The organism is Magnetospira thiophila, assembly GCF_054657015.1.
The window spans coordinates 715937-732728 of record NZ_BAAHXF010000002.1 but is presented as its reverse complement, the minus strand read 5'-3'; the positions used below and the strand labels follow the sequence as shown (position 1 = coordinate 732728).

Below are 16792 nucleotides of genomic sequence, written 5' to 3'. Positions count from 1 at the left end.
AAGCGGTCCCACGACCCCCTGCATATTGACCTTCGCGCTCAAGTGACTACTGTATCTTCCCTGCGTACGCCAATTCATTGAGACGAGGGATCATGGTGTCGGGCGGGGCTCCTGTCGAAGACATTCGGGAAACACGACTGGCCGATGCGCTCGGCGAGCGATATCTGTCCTATGCCCTGTCCACCATCATGTCGCGGTCGCTGCCGGATGTGCGCGACGGTTTGAAGCCGGTGCATCGGCGGCTGCTGTTCGCCATGCGTCAATTGAAGCTCGACCCCAACACCGGTTTCAAGAAATGCGCCCGCATCGTCGGCGACGTGATGGGTAAGTTCCACCCGCACGGGGATCAGGCCATTTACGATGCCATGGTGCGGCTGGCCCAGGAATTCGCCCAACGCTATCCTCTGGTCGACGGGCAGGGCAATTTCGGCAATATCGACGGCGATAACGCGGCGGCCATGCGCTATACCGAGGCTCGGCTGACCGAAGTGGCCCAGGCGCTGCTCGAAGGCATCGACGAGGACACGGTGGATTTCCGCGCCACCTACGACGGCGAGGATAGCGAACCGGTGGTGTTGCCGGCGGCCTTTCCCAATCTGCTGGCCAACGGGGCGCAAGGTATCGCGGTCGGCATGGCGACCAACGTGCCGCCGCACAATGCCGGGGAACTGTGCGACGCCTTGATTCATCTGATCAAGCATCCCAATGCGGCGATTGAGACCCTTGTCGGCATGGTGCGCGGCCCGGATTTCCCCACCGGCGGCATTCTGGTCGATGCCCCCGAGAGCATCGTCGAGGCCTATCGCACCGGGCGCGGATCGTTTCGTCTGCGCGCCCGCTGGGACGTGGAGAAGCTGCGTCTCGGGATGTATCAGATCGTCATCACCGAAATTCCCTATCAGGTGCAGAAGTCCCGCCTGATCGAGAAAATCGCCGATTTGATGACCCAGCGCAAACTGCCGTTTCTGGCCGATGTGCGCGACGAATCGACCGAGGAGGTGCGCCTCATCCTGGAGCCGCGCAACCGCTCGGTGGAGCCGGAAGCCTTGATGGAACAGATGTTCCGGCTGACCGAACTGGAAGCGCGGATCGGCTTCAACATGAACCTGCTGGACGCCGAAAACACCCCGCGGGTGATGAATCTGCGCGACGCCTTGCAGGCCTTTCTCGACCACCGTCATGTGGTGCTGGTGCGGCGCTCTACCTATCGCCTGGAGAAGATCGCCCATCGGCTGCATATCCTCGAAGGCTACCTGATTGCCTTTTTGAATCTGGATGAGGTGATCCGCATCATCCGCGAGGAAGACAAGCCGAAACAGGAGCTGATGCGGGTCTTTGAGCTGACCGATATCCAGGCCGAGGCCATTCTCAACATGCGGCTGCGTCAGCTGCACAAGCTGGAAGAGATGGAACTGCGCCGGGAACATGCGGCGCTGTCGGCAGAAAAGGCCGATCTGGAAGATCTGCTCTCGGATGAGGAGCGTCGCTGGAAACGGCTGGCCGACGAGATTGCCGAGACCCGCAAGAAATTCGGTCAGAAAACCCAGTTGGGTCGTCGGCGCACTGAAATCGGCGCGCCGCCGAGCGCCACCGTGGTACCCCTGGAGGCGATGATCGAGCGCGAGCCGATTACCCTTCTGTGTTCCGAGAAAGGCTGGATTCGGGCCATGAAGGGCCATGTGGCCGACGTCTCGGAAGTCAAATACAAGGAAGGCGACCGGGAGAAGTTCGTGCTGCGCTGCGAGACCACCGACAAGCTGCTGGTCTTCGGCACCAACGGGCGATTCTATACCATTGGCTGCGACAAACTGCCGGGCGGGCGCGGCATGGGCGAACCCATGCGGCTGATGATCGACCTGCCCAACGAGCACGATATTTCGACTCTGTTGATTCATCGGGCAGACCGGATGCTGTTGGTTGCCTCCAGTGCCGGGCGCGGCTTTCAGATCGCCGAGAACGATGTGTTGGCGCAGACCAGGTCCGGCAAGCAGATTCTCAATCTGGGCCAGGGGGAAACGGCCCGGTTCTGCCTGCCCATCGAGGGGGACTCGGTGGCGGTGGTGGGCAAGAACCGCAAGCTGCTGGTTTTTGCGCTGGAAGAGTTACCGGTGATGGCGCGCGGGCGAGGGGTGATCCTGCAAAAGTATCGCGAGGGCGGCCTGTCCGACATCAAGACCTTCACCCTGGCCGACGGGCTGACCTGGATTCAGGGGGAGCGCACCCGCACCGAAACCGACCTCACTGCCTGGCGCGGCAAACGGGCGCAGGCGGGGCGTCAGACTCCCCATGGCTTCCCGCGTAACAACCGTTTTTCGTAAACATTGTGCGCTGCAAATGAATTTACCGCGACGGCAAAGACTGGTATGAAGATGGGCTGAGACAACAGCCAACAATCGAGGTTCCCATGCGCGCCGAAGCTCTTCACCCCACGTTGCTGTCCGCTGCTTTCCCGCTCCAGCGCCAGAATGCCCTGCTGCGCGGCCTGTTCCTGGCCTTTGTCGGCAGTCTGCTGCTGACCCTGTCGGCCAAGGTTCAGGTGCCGTTCTGGCCGGTGCCCATGACCATGCAGACCTTCATGGTGCTGCTGATCGGTGCCAGCTTCGGACCGCGCCTCGGCGTGGCGACCATCGGCCTGTATCTGCTGGAAGGTGCCCTCGGCCTGCCGGTGTTTGCCGGAACGCCAGAAAAAGGCATTGGCTTGGCCTATATGACCGGTCCGACCGGGGGGTATCTGCTGGGCTTCGTGCTGTCCGCTGCAACGGTCGGTCTGTTGGCCCAACGGGGCTGGGACCGGAGCTTCCTCGGCACCCTGGCTACCATGACCATTGGCACGGCGATCATTCTGCTGTGCGGAGTCACTTGGTTGAGTTCGTTGATTGGCTTCGAAAAGGCCCTTCAATTCGGCCTGACTCCGTTCCTGCTCGGGGCCGCCGCCAAGATCGCCCTGGCCGCCGTCGTGCTGCCCGGAGCCTGGCGTCTGCTGGCCCGCCTGCGCAGTTAACCGATTGCACATTCTGAAAAAGCCCGGCCTAGTGCCGGGCTTTTTTACGGCTATCCGAAGACCACTTTCGGCAGCCAGGTGGCCAGTTGCGGGAACAGGGCAAGCAGGGCGAGGCCGAGGATCTGGATCAGCACGAAGGGCAGCACGCCGCGATAGATGTGCATGGTCGTCACTTCCGGCGGGGCGACGCCGCGCAAATAGAACAGGGCGAAACCGAACGGCGGGGTGAGAAACGAGGTTTGCAGGTTCATCGCCATCATCACCCCGAGCCATACCGGATCGACGTTCATTTTCAGCAGGATCGGCGCGACGATGGGCACGACGACGAAAATGATCTCAATAAAGTCGAGGAAGAAGCCAAGAAAGAACATCACCAGCATCACCAGCAGCACCGCCCCGAAGGTCCCGCCGGGCAGGCTGGCCAGGAAGTCATGCACCATGTCATCGCCGTGAAAGCCGCGAAAAACCAGGGAAAACAGGGCGGCGCCGATGAGGATGACGAACACCATGGCAGTGATATCCAGGGTCGCCCGCATGACCTCCAGCAGGATGCCGGAGCGATGCACCCGCAGCAGACAGACGCCAGTGCCGTAAGTCACCGCGACCGCGGCGACGATGGCCGCGACGATGGCCAACTGGTCGCCGATGTCAATGATATCGCGTGCCACCCGCAGATCGGTGGTGAGGGACAGCACATACATCAGCGCCAGCGCCAGCACGGCCATCACCACCGGCCAGTTGCTGGTATTTTCCTGCCGCGCCCCGGCCAGCAGCAGCGCGCCGATACTGCCCACGGCGGCGGCCTCGGTGGGGGTCGCCACGCCTGCCAGGATGGAGCCCAGGACGGCGACGATCAAAATGATGGGCGGCAGCAGGGCACTGGCGATAAGGCGGAACATCTGGCCGTAGCTGATATCGCCCAGTTCCTCGATGGGAATGGCCGGCGAGCTTTCCGGTTTCCGCCAGGCCATGTAAATCTGATAGAGGATATAGAGCCCGACCAGCGACAGGCCGGGCAACAGGGCTCCGGCAAACAGATCGCCCACCGACACCGGCTCCGGTGAGTAATTGCCGAGGGTGCGTTGGGCGTCCTGATAGGCGTTTGAAATCTGATCGCCGAGTAGAATCAGGACGATGGATGGCGGAATGATCTGACCCAGGGTGCCTGCCGCTGAAATGGCACCACAGGCCAGTTTGGGGTCATAGCCCCGGCGCAGCATGGTCGGCAGGGACAGCAGGCCCATGGTGACCACGGTCGCCCCGACGATGCCGGTGGAGGCGGCCAGCAAGGCCCCGACGATAATCACCGAAATGCCCAGTCCGCCGCGCAACGGGCCGAACAGCCGCCCCATGGAATCGAGCAGTTCCTCGGCCACCTTCGAGCGTTCAAGCATGACGCCCATGAACACGAACAGCGGCACCGCGATCAGAACCTCGTTGGTCATATTGCCGAAGATCCGCTGCGGCATGAAAGACAGAAAGGAGAAATCCAGCTCGCCCACCCCGGCCCCGAGAGCAGCGAAAATCAGCGCCACGCCGGACAGGGTAAAAGCCACCGGAAAGCCGCCGAGCAGCAACCCGAAGGTGACCAGGAACATCAGCGCCGCGAGGACTTCATTCAGCGCCATAATCGTCCGTCCGCAGGGTGACCAGGGCGCGCAGGACCACCGAGATCCCTTGCAGGATCATCAGGGCCGCGAAGACCAGAATCACGGTTTTTAAGATATAGACCGCCTGGATGCCGCTGGTTTCCTTGGAGCCTTCCCAGACCATCCAGGAATCCACCGCATAGCCCCAGGAGGCCCAGAGAATGAGGCTGCAAACGGGAATCAGCAGAAATATCGTGCCCAGCAGATTGGACCAGGCCTTGAAGCGCTCCGAGGCCCCCCGGTAGAACACATCGACCCGCACATGGCCGTCCCGCAACAGGGTATAGGCGGCACCGGTCATGAACATGATGGCGTGCATGTAGATGATGGATTCCTGCATCCAGATGAAACCCAGGCCGAAAATATAGCGCAGCAGCACGACGACGAACTGCACCAGCACCATGAACAGGGTCAGCCAGGCCACCGTATGTCCGATGGCACGATTACAACGGTCGATCAGATCGGCGAGGGCATGCACCCGAGGGAACTCCTGGGAACGGGAATATACCCGGGGAAAGGCACCCCTTTCCCCGGAAAGACTTAAAAGCGGTCCTTACATGGCCCGGACGCGGCCATAGGGGCCTTCGCCGATGCCGTACCAGGCATTGGCTTTCTCGCGGTAGGCCTTGAAGCTCTGATAGACCTTGCCGGTCGTCTCGTCGGCGGCGGCCACCTCGGCCAAAACTTCCTCGGAGGCCTTGCGGACTTCCATCATGACCTCGTCGGAGAAGCTCTTCAGCACCACCCCATGTTCGTCGATCAGGGTGCGCAAGGCGTCGCCGTTACGGGCGTTGAACTCGGCGAACATGTTGTTGGCCTCGGCCATCATGGCGGCCTCGACGATCGCCTTGTGTTCGGTCGACAGGCTGTCCCAGACCCCCTTGTTCATGCCCGCAGAGAGTACGGTGCCCGGCTCGTGGAAGCCCGGGCTGTAGTAGAACTTGGCCACCTTGTAGAAGCCGAAGGCGAGGTCGTTCCACGGGCCAACCCATTCGGTGGCGTCGATGGCCCCCGATTGCAGGGACGGGAAAATCTCGCCGCCGGGCAGGGAGACCGCTGCCGCGCCAAGCTTGCGCAGCACTTCGCCGCCGAGACCGGGCATGCGGATTTTGAGGCCCTTGTAGTCCTCGACCGAATTGATTTCCTTGTTGAACCAACCGCCCATCTGGACGCCGGTATTGCCGGCGATGAACGGCTTGATGTTGAAGGGGGCGGACAGATCGTCCCACAGTTCCTGACCCCCGGCCTGATAGATCCAGCCACTCATTTCGTTGGCCATCAGGCCGAACGGCACTGCGGCGAAGAAGTTGAAGGCCTTGGACTTGCCCTGCCAGTAATATTCCGCCCCATGGTACATGTCGGCTTGACCGCCCGAGACCGCATCGAAGGAATCAAAGGCCTTGACCAGTTCTCCAGCGGCAAACAGCTTGACCGTCAGTTCCCCGCCGGTCATGGCGGTGATGCGGTCGGCGAGACGCTGCGCGCCGGTGCCCAGGCCGGGGAAATTCTTCGGCCAAGTGGTGACCATCTTCAGTTCGCGCTTCTGCTTCATGACCGCCGGGGCGGCTACCGGTTTTTTCTCTTCGGTTTTCTGTTCGCAGGCACTCAGGGCAAGGGCCCCGGCCCCCACGGCCAAACCGGTGGCGGCACCGGTGATGAATTCACGACGTTTCATGATTAACAACCTCCCAGCAACTGGATTTCAAAAACCCTCTCAGGGGCGGACGACGTTTGTTTTGTGTCGAAATTTTGCCAACACAATCAAACTTGTGCCTTGAGGATATCCGCAGCGGAGGGGAGTCGCAACCGAAAGCCGACGTCTATAGCAGACCGGTTTCCTCAATCCGCTGCCAGCCCTCGCCATACAGGGCTTCAAGCGGGCGGAAATTGGTCTTGTAGGCCATCTTGCGGGTCTCGGCGATCCAGTAGCCGAGATAGATATAAGGCCGCCCGGCAAAGCGGGCCTGCTCGATCAGCCACAACACCATATAGGTGCCCAGGCTGCGGCGTTCTTCCCCTTCGGCAAAGAAGCTGTAAACGGCGGAAAAGCCGTCGCCCATGTGATCGGTCAGGCATACCGCGACCAGACGATCATCTTCCGGGCGACGAAACTCGGCAATGAAGGTGTCGATGGGGCTGTCCTCGACCATCATCCGATAGTCGCGAAAGCTCATCCCCGCCATGTCGCCCTCGCTGTGACGGAGTTTCTGGTAGGCTGAAAACAGTCCGAACTGTTGCAGGGTGCCCTTGGCGGGCAGGATTTCCACATTCAAATCCCTATTGATCCGGATCAGCCGTCGCTGGGTCCGTGACGGCGTGAAATCGGCGACGACGATGCGGACCGGGACGCAGGCGCGGCAGGTGGGGCAGATCGGCGCATAGGCGATATTATGGCTGCGTCGGAATCCGGCCCGGGACAGGGCGTCGTGGAGAATAACGGACCGTTGGCCGGACAATTCGGTCACCAGTCGCCGCTCCATGCGCTCGGGCAGGTAAGGGCAAGGTAACGGTGCCGTGGTGTAAAAGAACTCCGGCCGATGATAGACGTTCTGTTTCATGCTGTTGTCAGAATACTCTGCGCCGGAACTTCTTTCAATCGGGGCCTTTATAGGTAACTGCGGCATAGTCGATCTTGTTGACGATCACCGAACCGGAGAGATAGTCGTGCAGACAGCGCCGCCGATCATTGAACAGCCCGATGACCAGGATCAGGGTCGATGTGGCGGCAATGGAACCGTAAAACAACAGGGTCTGAATGGCCGCCTGGAGGTAGTCGGGACGGCCGCCGTCCCAGCGCCGGACTTCGATTCCCAGGGCACGCATGCCAAGGGTGGCCGAGCGTTCGCCGCCGATCATCAGGGTATGATAGATCAGCGGAATCAGTATCAGGATGGCAAACAGGGGGGACAGCAGGCCGAAGGTGCCGACGGTGGCAAACAATGAAATCACCCAGCCGCCGACCATCAGGCCGACGATGATAGCCCCATCCAGAAAGAAGGCCAGCAGCCGCTTGAACACAATGCCGTCGTAGAAATCCGGATACTTGAGCGGGTCGGGGGCCTGATCGGACCAGCGCGGGTCGGCGCCTTCGAGGCTGGGGAGGGTGGTGGTCATGGTCTGTCCCATTCCAAGTGAGCTTTCCATGGATATATCATGCTTCGAGCGGATTTCCATGGCACAGGGCCGGGCGAGCCGCCTTGACGCGACGGAATCCATATCGCAATGTGCGACGGTCAGGCCAAGGAGCAAACGCATGGACCCGCGGACCTTCCGCAATACCCTCGGGCATTTCGCCACCGGAATTACTGTGGTGACGGCCAAAACCGCCAATGGAACCCCCGTCGGCGTGACCGTCAATGCCTTCAGTTCGTTGTCCCTGGATCCGCCTCTGGTGTTGATCTGTCTGGCCGACAAAACCGCTGACCTGGAGACCTTTCTGGCCGGAGGACCCTTCAACATCAGTATCCTGCGCGACGATCAGGCGGAAATTTCCACCCTGTTCGCCAAGCGGGACCGGGACAAGTTCGAGACCACGTCCTGGACCGAAGCGCCCAACGGCGTGCCGGTGATCGACGGCTGTCTGGCCCATCTGCAATGCCGCATGGTCAGTCACCAGAGCGGCGGTGACCATGTCATTGTCATCGGTCAGGTGGAGGAGACCAGCTACGATCCGGCCGGTCAGCCGCTGCTGTATTTTCGCGCCGGTTACGAACAGTTGGCCTGATTATTCCTCCACCGCATGGGACGCCGGCAGGACCATGGTCGCAGCCACCGCATCCACCGAGGTGTTGGCCAGTTGCCGCGCCGGGCAACCGGCCTCGCGCAGCTTTGCCAATAGGATGCCCGTGTGATCCGGTCCCCGGGTTTCCACCACCACATCCAGTTCCGTGGCCTTGACCGGCACGTCGTGGAACAGCCGTTGGTGCTGGATTTCGATGATGTTTCCCCCTGAATCCCCAATGGCCCGGGCCACCTCGGCCAGTTGCCCCGGGCGGTCGGGAATGCTGATCCGCAGCCGCACCAGCCGTCCGGTGCGGGCCAGTCCGCGCATGAGAATAGAGGCCAGCAGGCGGGAATCGATGTTGCCGCCGGAAATCACCAAGCCGCAACAGAGCCCCTTGAACTGCTCCTTGTATTTGATCAGGGCGGCCAGGGGCGCGGCTCCGGCCCCTTCGGCGACGGTTTTTTCCACTTCAAGAAGGAGCTGCACGGCGCTTTCCATCTCGGCCTCGCCCACGATCAGGATGTCATCGACCCACTGCCGGGCGATTTCGAGGGTCCGTTTGCCTGGAGTCTTGACGGCGATTCCCTCGGCGATGGTGGCACCGCCCTCCGCCGGGGCGCCGCCTTTGAGCGCCGCGTGCATGGAGGGATAGAACGAGGCTTCGACACCGATGATGCGGATGTTCGGTCGCAACGCCTTGGCGGCAATGGCGATGCCCGCGATCAGTCCGCCGCCGCCCACCGGCACGAGGATCACGTCCAATTCCGGCTGGTCATGGAGCATTTCCAGGGCGATGGTGCCCTGTCCGGCGATCACCGCCTCGTCGTCGAACGGATGCACGAAGACCAGATTTTCCGCCTCGGCCATTTGTTCCGCATGGGCCGTGGTCTGGTTCAGGGTGTCCCCGTGCAGGACCACGCGCGCCCCCAGCACTTCAGTCTGGGCCACTTTGACGAAAGGGGTGTCGCGGGGCATGACGATGGTCGCCGGAATGCCCATGAGCTTGGCATGGCGGGCGACGCCCTGAGCATGGTTGCCCGCCGACATGGCAATGACGCCCCTGGCCCGTTGCTCTTCGGTCAGGCTGGTCAGTTTGACCAGCGCCCCGCGCTCCTTGAACGACGCCGTATATTGCAGATTTTCCAGTTTCAGGAACACATTGGCACCGCTTATGTTGGACAACAGCTGCGAATCGACCAGCGGGGTGCGGACGATTTTTCCACTCAGGGTCCGGGCGGCGGCTTGAATGCGGGAGATGTTGAGGGTCACGGGGAATAATCCAGATCTCGTTTCAAGGGGGGCATATTCTGTACATCTTGCAGGGCTTGTTCTAGACTTTAGTCGCAATAAAAAGGCCGGACCAACAACAATAGCCACCGGGGACGTTTGGGAATGGAAGATTTCGCCGACCGTGACGGCAGTGATGTCGAGGCTTCGTTGCGGCATCTGGCGCGCGGAGAGTACCGTCTGGTTCCGTCCGGCAACACCCCGTTCGAGAGGGAAATCCATCACCTGTCCTCGGTCCTGCATGATCGGGCCCAAAGTACCCTGAGAGGGCTTGTTGATGTCTCCGTGGAATGCGGAGATTCCATGATTTCCCTGGCCGAGATGTACCGGGACATGCGCGAGGTGAGCAATCGGGCGCAGGGGATCGCCGCCGCCGCCGAGGAAATGGTCGCTTCCGTTTCAGACATTGCCCATACCTCTGAAGCGGCGGCCCTTGATGCCGCCTCCGTCCGCGAAACTGCCGCCCAGGGCATGAGTGCGGCTCAGCGGGCGGTGGAGACCATGCATAATATTGCCGATGCGGTGGAAGATGCGGCCCGGCAGGTGGATACGCTGGCCCGCGCTTCCGAGGAAATCGGCGATATCGTCCAATCCATTGAAGCCATCGCCAAACAAACCAATCTGTTGGCGCTCAATGCGACCATCGAGGCGGCGCGGGCCGGTGAGGCGGGCAAGGGGTTTGCCGTGGTGGCGGGCGAAGTCAAGAACCTCGCCAATCAAACGGCCCGGGCGACCGACAATATCCGCAGCCGAATCGGAACCCTGCGCGACGAAATGTCCTCCATCGTCAGCTTCATGAAGCAAGGGGCGCAGGCGGTACAGGAGGGGGAAAAGGTCATTCTGGCCACCGGCGACGAAATGCGCAGCATCAGCGACCAAATCGACGGGGTGAATGCGAAAATGCAGGACATTGCCTCGATTCTGCATCAACAACGGGAGGCCTCAAGCGAAGTCTCCGGCGGAATCAACGTGATTGCCGACATGTCGGGGCGCAACACCGGCGAGATCACCAAATTGGTCGGGCTGCTCGACCAGACCAACGACATGCTGTGCGGTCATGTGGCGGCATTTGCCGTGCAGGATATTGATTTCAAGGTGGTTGATCTGGCCCGTTCCGACCATGTGGCCTTCAAGCGCCGAATCATGGATGCGCTGATCGGTCGAATCACCTTGCCGCCGGATTCCCTGGAGGATCATCATCATTGCCGGTTCGGAGCGTGGTATTATGAAGTCACCGATCCGCACATCATGCGGGATCTTGCGTTTCAGGAGCTGGAAATTCCCCATGAGGCGGTGCATCGTTTCGGAGCGCAGTCTCTGGAATTTCTCCAGCAAGGGAACCTGGACGACGCCCTGATTGCGGCGCACAAAATGTTGGAATCCTCGGCTGTGGTGCTGGGTCTGCTGGACCGCTTGGCCGAAAATCTCAGTCGAAGAAAAATATAAAAATATATTATTTTCAATTGAGTGAATATATTATTTGATGTCATATATGAGGTTTGTGAGCCGTGGTGAAACAGAATTCCGAAGGTCGCAGCAACGAGATCGTGCCGGTCACCGGGAGCCGGGAGGTTCAGGTCACGCGGAACGAGGTCAATGAATTCGTCACCTTCTTCATCGGCAAGCAGATGTTCGGCGTGTCGGTCTTTCGCGTGCAGGATATTCTGCATCCGGAAAACATCGCCCGCATTCCCCTGGCGCCGAAAGAGATCGCCGGGGTGATCAATCTGCGTGGACGAATCGTGACAGTGATTGATGTGCGGGCCCGCCTCGGGCTGCCGCCATTGCCTTCGGAGAACGGCGGGACGTCCATGGCGGTGACTGTGGAAGACGGCCCGGATCTGTACAGCCTGCTGGTCGACCGGGTCGGCGATGTCATCAGTCTGCCGGTGGATCGATTCGAACAGAATCCAAGCACCCTGGACAAGGTCTGGCGGACCTATTCAGAAGGTATCTACCGACTGGACGGCCAGTTGATGGTGGTCCTCAATGTGGATGGATTCCTCAACATCGGTCCTGGTGACGGCCTGCGCCGGACCGGATAGCCCATTCTATTTCCCCATCATTTTGTTCAATACGGGGGGCAGGATCAATTCCAGTGCCAGACCCATTTCGCCGCCGGGAATAACCAGGGTGTTGCGGCGCGACATTTTGGCATTGGGGATTTCGTTCAAGAGATGGGGAAAATCCACCGGCACCAGGGGGTCCTTGGGGTCGCGGAATCGAATCACCACTAGGCACTCGGAGTCGCTGGGGACATCGCGGGCGATGAACGGGTCTGATGTATCGACCACGGCAACCTTCTGAAAATTGATATGGCTGTGGTGGAATTGCGGCACGATGTAGTGAATGTAGTCATTCATCCGCCCGAGAATGGTGCTCATGACTTCCTCGGAAGAATAGCCCCGCTGGCTGATGTCCCGATGCAGTTTCTGGGTCCATTCCAGATTGATCACCGGAACCACGCCGATTTTCAGGTCCACATGCCGCCCCACGTCCACATCGGCGGTTTTGACGGCACCGTGCAGTCCCTCATAAATCAAGAAGTCCGAATTTTCCGGCAAATCCTCCCACGGGGTGAACTGTCCAGGAGCACAGTCGGCCTTGCAGTAGGCATCCACATCCTCTTGGGAATGCAGGTAATGACGATGTTGGCCGGTGCCGGTCTTTCCGTAGCGCTCGAACATGGCTTCGAGTTCGGGCCACAGGTTGGCCTCGGGGCCGAAATGGGTCAGCAGCGGCTCGCCATTGTGCACCGCCTTGTCCTGCGCAGCCTTCATTTCCGCCCGGTTATAGCGGTGAAAGCTTTCCCCATCGACGAACGCCGGGTTGAATTCCAGTCGCTGGCAGACCTTGCGAAAAGCGTCTCGGACAACACCACGACCGGCGCCAGAAGCCCCGGTAACGGCCACGATGGGATGGGTTTTGGACATTGTTTCCCCCTGGAAAGATCAAGAATTCACGGGATCATTTTTCGATCCCCGCACCGCCCCGATTGCCAGGGTCGAGCCGACAGTATATTAGAAACAGAAAATATTGCGAGAGGGAACGGATTCGCCCCTGTGCGAATCCCTTGCCGAGGGAGTTGACTACGGAGTTGAACGCTCGGTGGTGGGCTCGGTCCAACAAGGCTATCAATGGAGGAACACAACATGAGCGTCAAAATCGCGCCCAGCATTCTGTCCGCCGATTTTTCCCGTCTCGGGGAAGAAGTCAAAGCCATCGATGACGGCGGCTGCGACTATATCCATATCGACGTGATGGATGGTCATTTCGTGCCCAACCTGACCTTTGGCCCGCCGATCATCAAGTGCATCCGGTCCTGGACCAAATTGCCGTTCGACGTGCATCTGATGATCAATCCGGCGCAGCCTTTCTTGAAGGATTACGCGGATGCCGGTGCCGACATCATCACTGTCCATGCCGAGGCCGATCCGCATATCGACCGCAGCCTGCAATATATCCGTTCCCTGGGCAAGAAGGCCGGTCTGTCGCTGAATCCGGCGACGCCTGAAGGCATTCTCGAATATGTCCTGGACAAGCTGGACCTGATCCTGGTGATGTCCGTGAACCCCGGTTTCGGCGGCCAGAGCTTCATCGAGGCGCAGCTGGAAAAGATCGCCCGCATCCGCAAGATGATCGGCGACCGGCCGATTGAGCTGGAAGTGGACGGCGGCGTCAGCCCGGCGACGGCCAAGTCCGTGGTCGATGCGGGAGCCAATGTGCTGGTCGCGGGGAGCGCCGTGTACAAGGGCGAGGGCATGGCCGCCTACAAGGCCAACATGGATGCCATTCGGGCTGCCGTCGCGGGCTGATTCCCTGCTCGAAGAATTTAACGCCGGGTTCCTATGAGCCCGGCGTTTGCTTTTCTGAATGCCCAGATGGAGTTGCCTGAGAAAAAAAATTCCGCCACACTCTCCCCAAGAAGGAACAATAAAGTGACGAGGAGGGGGAGTTGGCAAAGGCAAAGAAGCCTTCGGTTTCCGCGTCTTCTGCGGATTCTGTCACGGATGAGGATGTGCTGTCCGGCCAGGAATCGGAACATTCACCAGTCCATCGACGGAGCTTGATCGGCGAGTTGTTCCACTACGCCAAGGACGGCATTGTCGTTCTGTTTCAGCTCATATGGGCCGTGCTCAAGGGCATCATGTTGATTCCGATCGGTATCTTCGGGATGCACCGGGAAGCCTATCGCTCCCTGTTCGGGGGTGCCTCCGGGACACCTGAACTGTCCGCCGTCGCCAAGCGCGCCCAGCGCTTGCAACAGGCAAAATCATTCCGCGTTTTCTGGGAAAAACGTTGGTTTATCATTGCGATGGCGGTTGGCGTGGTGCTGCTGTCCATTCCGACCCCCGAGGGTCTGACCACGGCCGGAATGGCGGTGCTGACCATGTCCGTGGTGGCGACGATATTATTTGTCACCGAGCCGGTGCCGTTGCCGACGGTCGCCTTGTTGATCATCGTCGCTCAGGTTTTGTTGCTGGGGCTGGATTCATCTGATGTGGCACGCAGCCTGATGAAGGATTCGGTGCTGTTTATCATGGGGTCGCTGATGCTGGCGGTGGCCGTGGTTAAACAGAAACTGGACAAGCGCATCGCCTTTTTCATCGTCAAGATGACCGGCACCAAGACCTCGCGCATTGCCTTTGGCATCACCGCCGTGTCCGGGCTGCTGGCGTCTTTCATCGGTGAGCATACGGTGGCGGCCATGATGCTGCCGGTGGGGATCACCCTGATCACCCTGACTTCGAATGATCCCAAGAAAGTGCGCAACCTGGCCGCCGTTCTGCTGTTCTCCATTTCCTACGGATGTTCGGTGGCCGGGATCGGCACCCCTTCAGGCGGAGCGCGAAACGCTATCATGATCGGCTACTGGAAGGACTTTTTCTACGATCCGACCAATCCGGAAACCTTCAAATATCTCATCGACTATGTGAAGTGGATGACCTTCGCCTATCCCATGTTCCTCCTGCAAATTCCCTTCGTGACCCTGATTTTGCTGCTTACGTTCAAGCCTGAGTACCGGGATTTGTCCCGAGCGGTGGTCAAATTGCGGGCACAGATCGAGGAACAGGGGCCGATGAAGGGGGCCGACTTCGTCTCCATTTTCCTGTTTACGCTGATCCTGCTGGGCTGGATTACCATTTCCGGCCAGATCGGCATGGGAACGGTGGCTGTGCTGGGAGCCGCCATGTTCCTGGTGGCTGGTCTGGTGAAATGGGAGGATGTCAATTCGGGCGTCAACTGGGGGGTGGTGCTGCTCTATGCGGCAGCCATTTCCCTGGGCGTCCAGATGAAGGACACTGGGGCGGCCAAATGGATTGCCGACAGTTTTCTGGCCATGCTGGAACCCATCGGAGCGGACAAGGGCTATGGCCTGTGGGCGGCGGTCTCTGTTCTGACCACTGGCGTGACCAACACCATGTCCAATGGGGCCGCCGTGGCGGTGCTCGGGCCAATCGTGCTCAATTTAGCCACGGCGGCCGGTGAAAGTCCGATCATCATCGGATTCATTACTGCCGTGTCTTCGGCTTTTGCCTATCTGACAGTGGTCGGAACGCCGGCCTGCACGATCGTCTATGCCTCCGGTTATCTCAAAACCACGGACTTTCTGACAGTGGGTTGGAAAATGGCCCTTATGTCGACCGTTATCATGTTGCTGGCCGCAGCAGTCTATTGGCCGATGCTCGGTGTATAACGCCACTCAAAGGGGTGAACGCATGTTGGAAATAGGAACTGTTGACCACGATCGGTTTCGCATTCTCGTTTGCATCGACGGCTCCGAGGAATCCTATCGCGGCCTCCGCTATGCCGCCAAGCTGGGCTCCGGCATTGATGCGGACATCTGCCTGCTCTATGTCCGGGCCATTGATCAGGGGCTGCGCTCCGGCGGTTTGCAGGTGCGTGTGGCGCGCGAGAACATGCTCGACTGGGGCTTGGAATTGCCCGGTATCAATTATCTCAAAGAGGGTATCAACGTTCTGGCCGAGTTGGGAGTCATGGGCGAAGGCTGGACCAGCGAATCTTTCCATACGGATGTGGAGGGGGACCCGCTCGGCGACAACAAAATCGTCTACCGCAATGCGGGTGACAAAAAAATCATCCTCAAGCTCAAGACCGCCGACAACATTGCCCATGGCATCCTGGATCAATGGGAAATCGGGGAGTACGACCTCATCATCCTCGGGGCGTCCGAACGCTGGCGCGGCGGTCGTCTGGCCAGTTTCTGGGACCCGGAAGTGGCGGAGCATGTGGCGACCAAGGCTCCTTGTTCCGTGTTGGTGGCACGCGGATTGACCGAAGGTCACGGCCATCTGATCTGTACTGATGGCTCCGATATTTCCATCGAGGCGGTGAAGCAGGATGCCCTGCTGGCCAGCCGCTGCGATTGCCCGATTACCCTCATGTCGGTCGCCACCACCGCCGAGGGCGAGGCGGCGTCTCAGGAGGCGGTGGCCAAGGCCAAGGCGGTGCTCAAGGAGATGAAGGTCAAAGTGGTGGAGACCATCGTCAAGGTCGGCGATCCGGTGGAACAGATCATCGAAACCGGCCCGGACTATTCGCTGATTGTGGTTTCGGAGAGCGAGAAATCCGGACTGGAGCGGCTGATCAAGGGCTCCGTGGCCTACAAGATCATGCAGAAGGCCTACAATTCAGTCCTGGTGGTTCGCTGACCGAGCCTAATCGCCACAGATTTCCGGATCGCAAGAGGTGTTCTTGCCGAACAGGGAGTAGAGCGTCTCGATCACCGCCTTGGGGGCCGGTCCGGCCAGGGAATAGAAGATTGACTGGGCTTCGCGGCGGGTTTTGACAAGGTCATTCTGCCGCAGCACGGCTAGGTGCTGGGACAGGGCCGATTGGCTGAGTCCGATGACGTCTTCCAGTTGGCTGACCGTTCGTTCTCCATGCACCAACTGACACAGAATAAGCAGCCGCCGTTCGTTGCTCATGGCCTTCAGCAGCCCACTGGCAATTCGGGCATTGTTTTCGAGATCCTCAAGAACCACTGCCAATGTCCGTTCCCTCCCTGAAGCGGCGTCGCCGCAGCACACCGTCGCGCTGTGATGACAGCAACGTATATGAGGGAGCTATTATATTAGAGGGCGCTGAATAATCAATTCGTGATTCACA

16 protein-coding genes are annotated in these 16792 nt (G+C 59.8%); 8 read left to right on the top strand and 8 right to left on the bottom strand.

Features of this window, described 5'->3' with window-relative positions:
* Positions 1–92: 92 nt before the first annotated feature.
* Together parC and ACYQ1P_RS13160 are read left to right on the top strand one after the other, a co-directional pair.
* Positions 93–2318, top strand: a complete 2226-nt coding sequence (gene parC / locus ACYQ1P_RS13165) for a DNA topoisomerase IV subunit A (RefSeq protein ID WP_460020798.1) — start codon at positions 93–95, stop codon at positions 2316–2318.
* A gap of 86 nt (positions 2319–2404) precedes the next feature.
* Positions 2405–3001 carry a biotin transporter BioY gene (locus ACYQ1P_RS13160; RefSeq protein ID WP_460020797.1) on the top strand — a complete coding sequence of 199 codons (597 nt, stop codon included), beginning with the start codon at positions 2405–2407 and terminating at the stop codon, positions 2999–3001.
* Positions 3002–3051: 50 nt separating this feature from the next.
* On the opposite strand, the gene ACYQ1P_RS13155 is transcribed toward ACYQ1P_RS13160, so the two are convergent.
* From ACYQ1P_RS13155 to ACYQ1P_RS13135, 5 genes are all read right to left on the bottom strand, one after another.
* Positions 3052–4629 (bottom strand): TRAP transporter large permease, encoded by a 1578-nt coding sequence (locus ACYQ1P_RS13155; RefSeq protein WP_460020796.1) that lies wholly within the window; start codon positions 4627–4629, stop codon positions 3052–3054.
* On the bottom strand, positions 4616–5128 hold the full coding sequence (locus tag ACYQ1P_RS13150) for a TRAP transporter small permease subunit (RefSeq protein ID WP_460020795.1): 513 nt from the start codon (positions 5126–5128) through the stop codon (positions 4616–4618). Before ACYQ1P_RS13150 ends, ACYQ1P_RS13155 begins: the two co-directional genes overlap by 14 nt.
* A 75-nt stretch (positions 5129–5203) precedes the next feature.
* Positions 5204–6325: a TRAP transporter substrate-binding protein gene (locus ACYQ1P_RS13145; RefSeq protein ID WP_460020794.1), complete on the bottom strand. Its 1122-nt coding sequence runs from the start codon at positions 6323–6325 to the stop codon at positions 5204–5206.
* A 145-nt stretch (positions 6326–6470) separates the two neighbouring features.
* Positions 6471–7208, bottom strand: coding sequence for an arginyltransferase (locus ACYQ1P_RS13140; protein ID WP_460020793.1), 738 nt, complete (start codon positions 7206–7208; stop codon positions 6471–6473).
* Positions 7209–7242: 34 nt separating this feature from the next.
* Positions 7243–7764, bottom strand: a complete 522-nt coding sequence (locus tag ACYQ1P_RS13135; protein WP_460020792.1) for an RDD family protein — start codon at positions 7762–7764, stop codon at positions 7243–7245.
* A gap of 139 nt (positions 7765–7903) precedes the next feature.
* On the opposite strand from ACYQ1P_RS13135, the gene ACYQ1P_RS13130 reads away from it, so the two are divergent.
* Positions 7904–8374: a flavin reductase family protein gene (locus tag ACYQ1P_RS13130; protein ID WP_460020791.1), complete on the top strand. Its 471-nt coding sequence runs from the start codon at positions 7904–7906 to the stop codon at positions 8372–8374.
* Here the strand turns inward: ACYQ1P_RS13130 and ACYQ1P_RS13125 are convergent, their stop codons facing one another.
* A complete protein-coding gene (locus tag ACYQ1P_RS13125; protein ID WP_460020790.1) occupies positions 8375–9643 on the bottom strand; it encodes a threonine ammonia-lyase in 1269 nt (422 codons plus the stop codon).
* Positions 9644–9766: 123 nt separating this feature from the next.
* Here ACYQ1P_RS13125 and ACYQ1P_RS13120 point away from each other — a divergent pair, with 123 nt between their 5' ends.
* Together ACYQ1P_RS13120 and ACYQ1P_RS13115 are read left to right on the top strand one after the other, a co-directional pair.
* Positions 9767–11107 carry a methyl-accepting chemotaxis protein gene (locus tag ACYQ1P_RS13120; RefSeq protein ID WP_460020789.1) on the top strand — a complete coding sequence of 447 codons (1341 nt, stop codon included), beginning with the start codon at positions 9767–9769 and terminating at the stop codon, positions 11105–11107.
* 65 nt (positions 11108–11172) lie between these two features.
* Complete coding sequence (locus ACYQ1P_RS13115) at positions 11173–11706, top strand: chemotaxis protein CheW (protein WP_460020788.1); 534 nt, start codon at positions 11173–11175, stop codon at positions 11704–11706.
* Positions 11707–11712: 6 nt separating this feature from the next.
* Here ACYQ1P_RS13115 and ACYQ1P_RS13110 read toward each other — a convergent pair whose 3' ends face one another.
* Positions 11713–12594 (bottom strand): phosphoribulokinase, encoded by an 882-nt coding sequence (locus ACYQ1P_RS13110; protein WP_460020787.1) that lies wholly within the window; start codon positions 12592–12594, stop codon positions 11713–11715.
* A gap of 219 nt (positions 12595–12813) precedes the next feature.
* Here ACYQ1P_RS13110 and rpe point away from each other — a divergent pair, with 219 nt between their 5' ends.
* The 3 genes from rpe to ACYQ1P_RS13095 all read left to right on the top strand — a co-directional run bounded on the left by rpe (position 12814) and on the right by ACYQ1P_RS13095 (position 16335).
* Positions 12814–13476 carry a ribulose-phosphate 3-epimerase gene (gene rpe, locus ACYQ1P_RS13105; protein ID WP_460020786.1) on the top strand — a complete coding sequence of 221 codons (663 nt, stop codon included), beginning with the start codon at positions 12814–12816 and terminating at the stop codon, positions 13474–13476.
* 140 nt (positions 13477–13616) lie between these two features.
* Complete coding sequence (locus ACYQ1P_RS13100) at positions 13617–15359, top strand: SLC13 family permease (protein WP_460020785.1); 1743 nt, start codon at positions 13617–13619, stop codon at positions 15357–15359.
* Positions 15360–15381: 22 nt separating this feature from the next.
* Positions 15382–16335 (top strand): universal stress protein, encoded by a 954-nt coding sequence (locus ACYQ1P_RS13095; protein WP_460020784.1) that lies wholly within the window; start codon positions 15382–15384, stop codon positions 16333–16335.
* A gap of 6 nt (positions 16336–16341) precedes the next feature.
* Here ACYQ1P_RS13095 and ACYQ1P_RS13090 read toward each other — a convergent pair whose 3' ends face one another.
* Positions 16342–16668: an ArsR/SmtB family transcription factor gene (locus ACYQ1P_RS13090; RefSeq protein WP_460021652.1), complete on the bottom strand. Its 327-nt coding sequence runs from the start codon at positions 16666–16668 to the stop codon at positions 16342–16344.
* Positions 16669–16792: the final 124 nt, after the last annotated feature.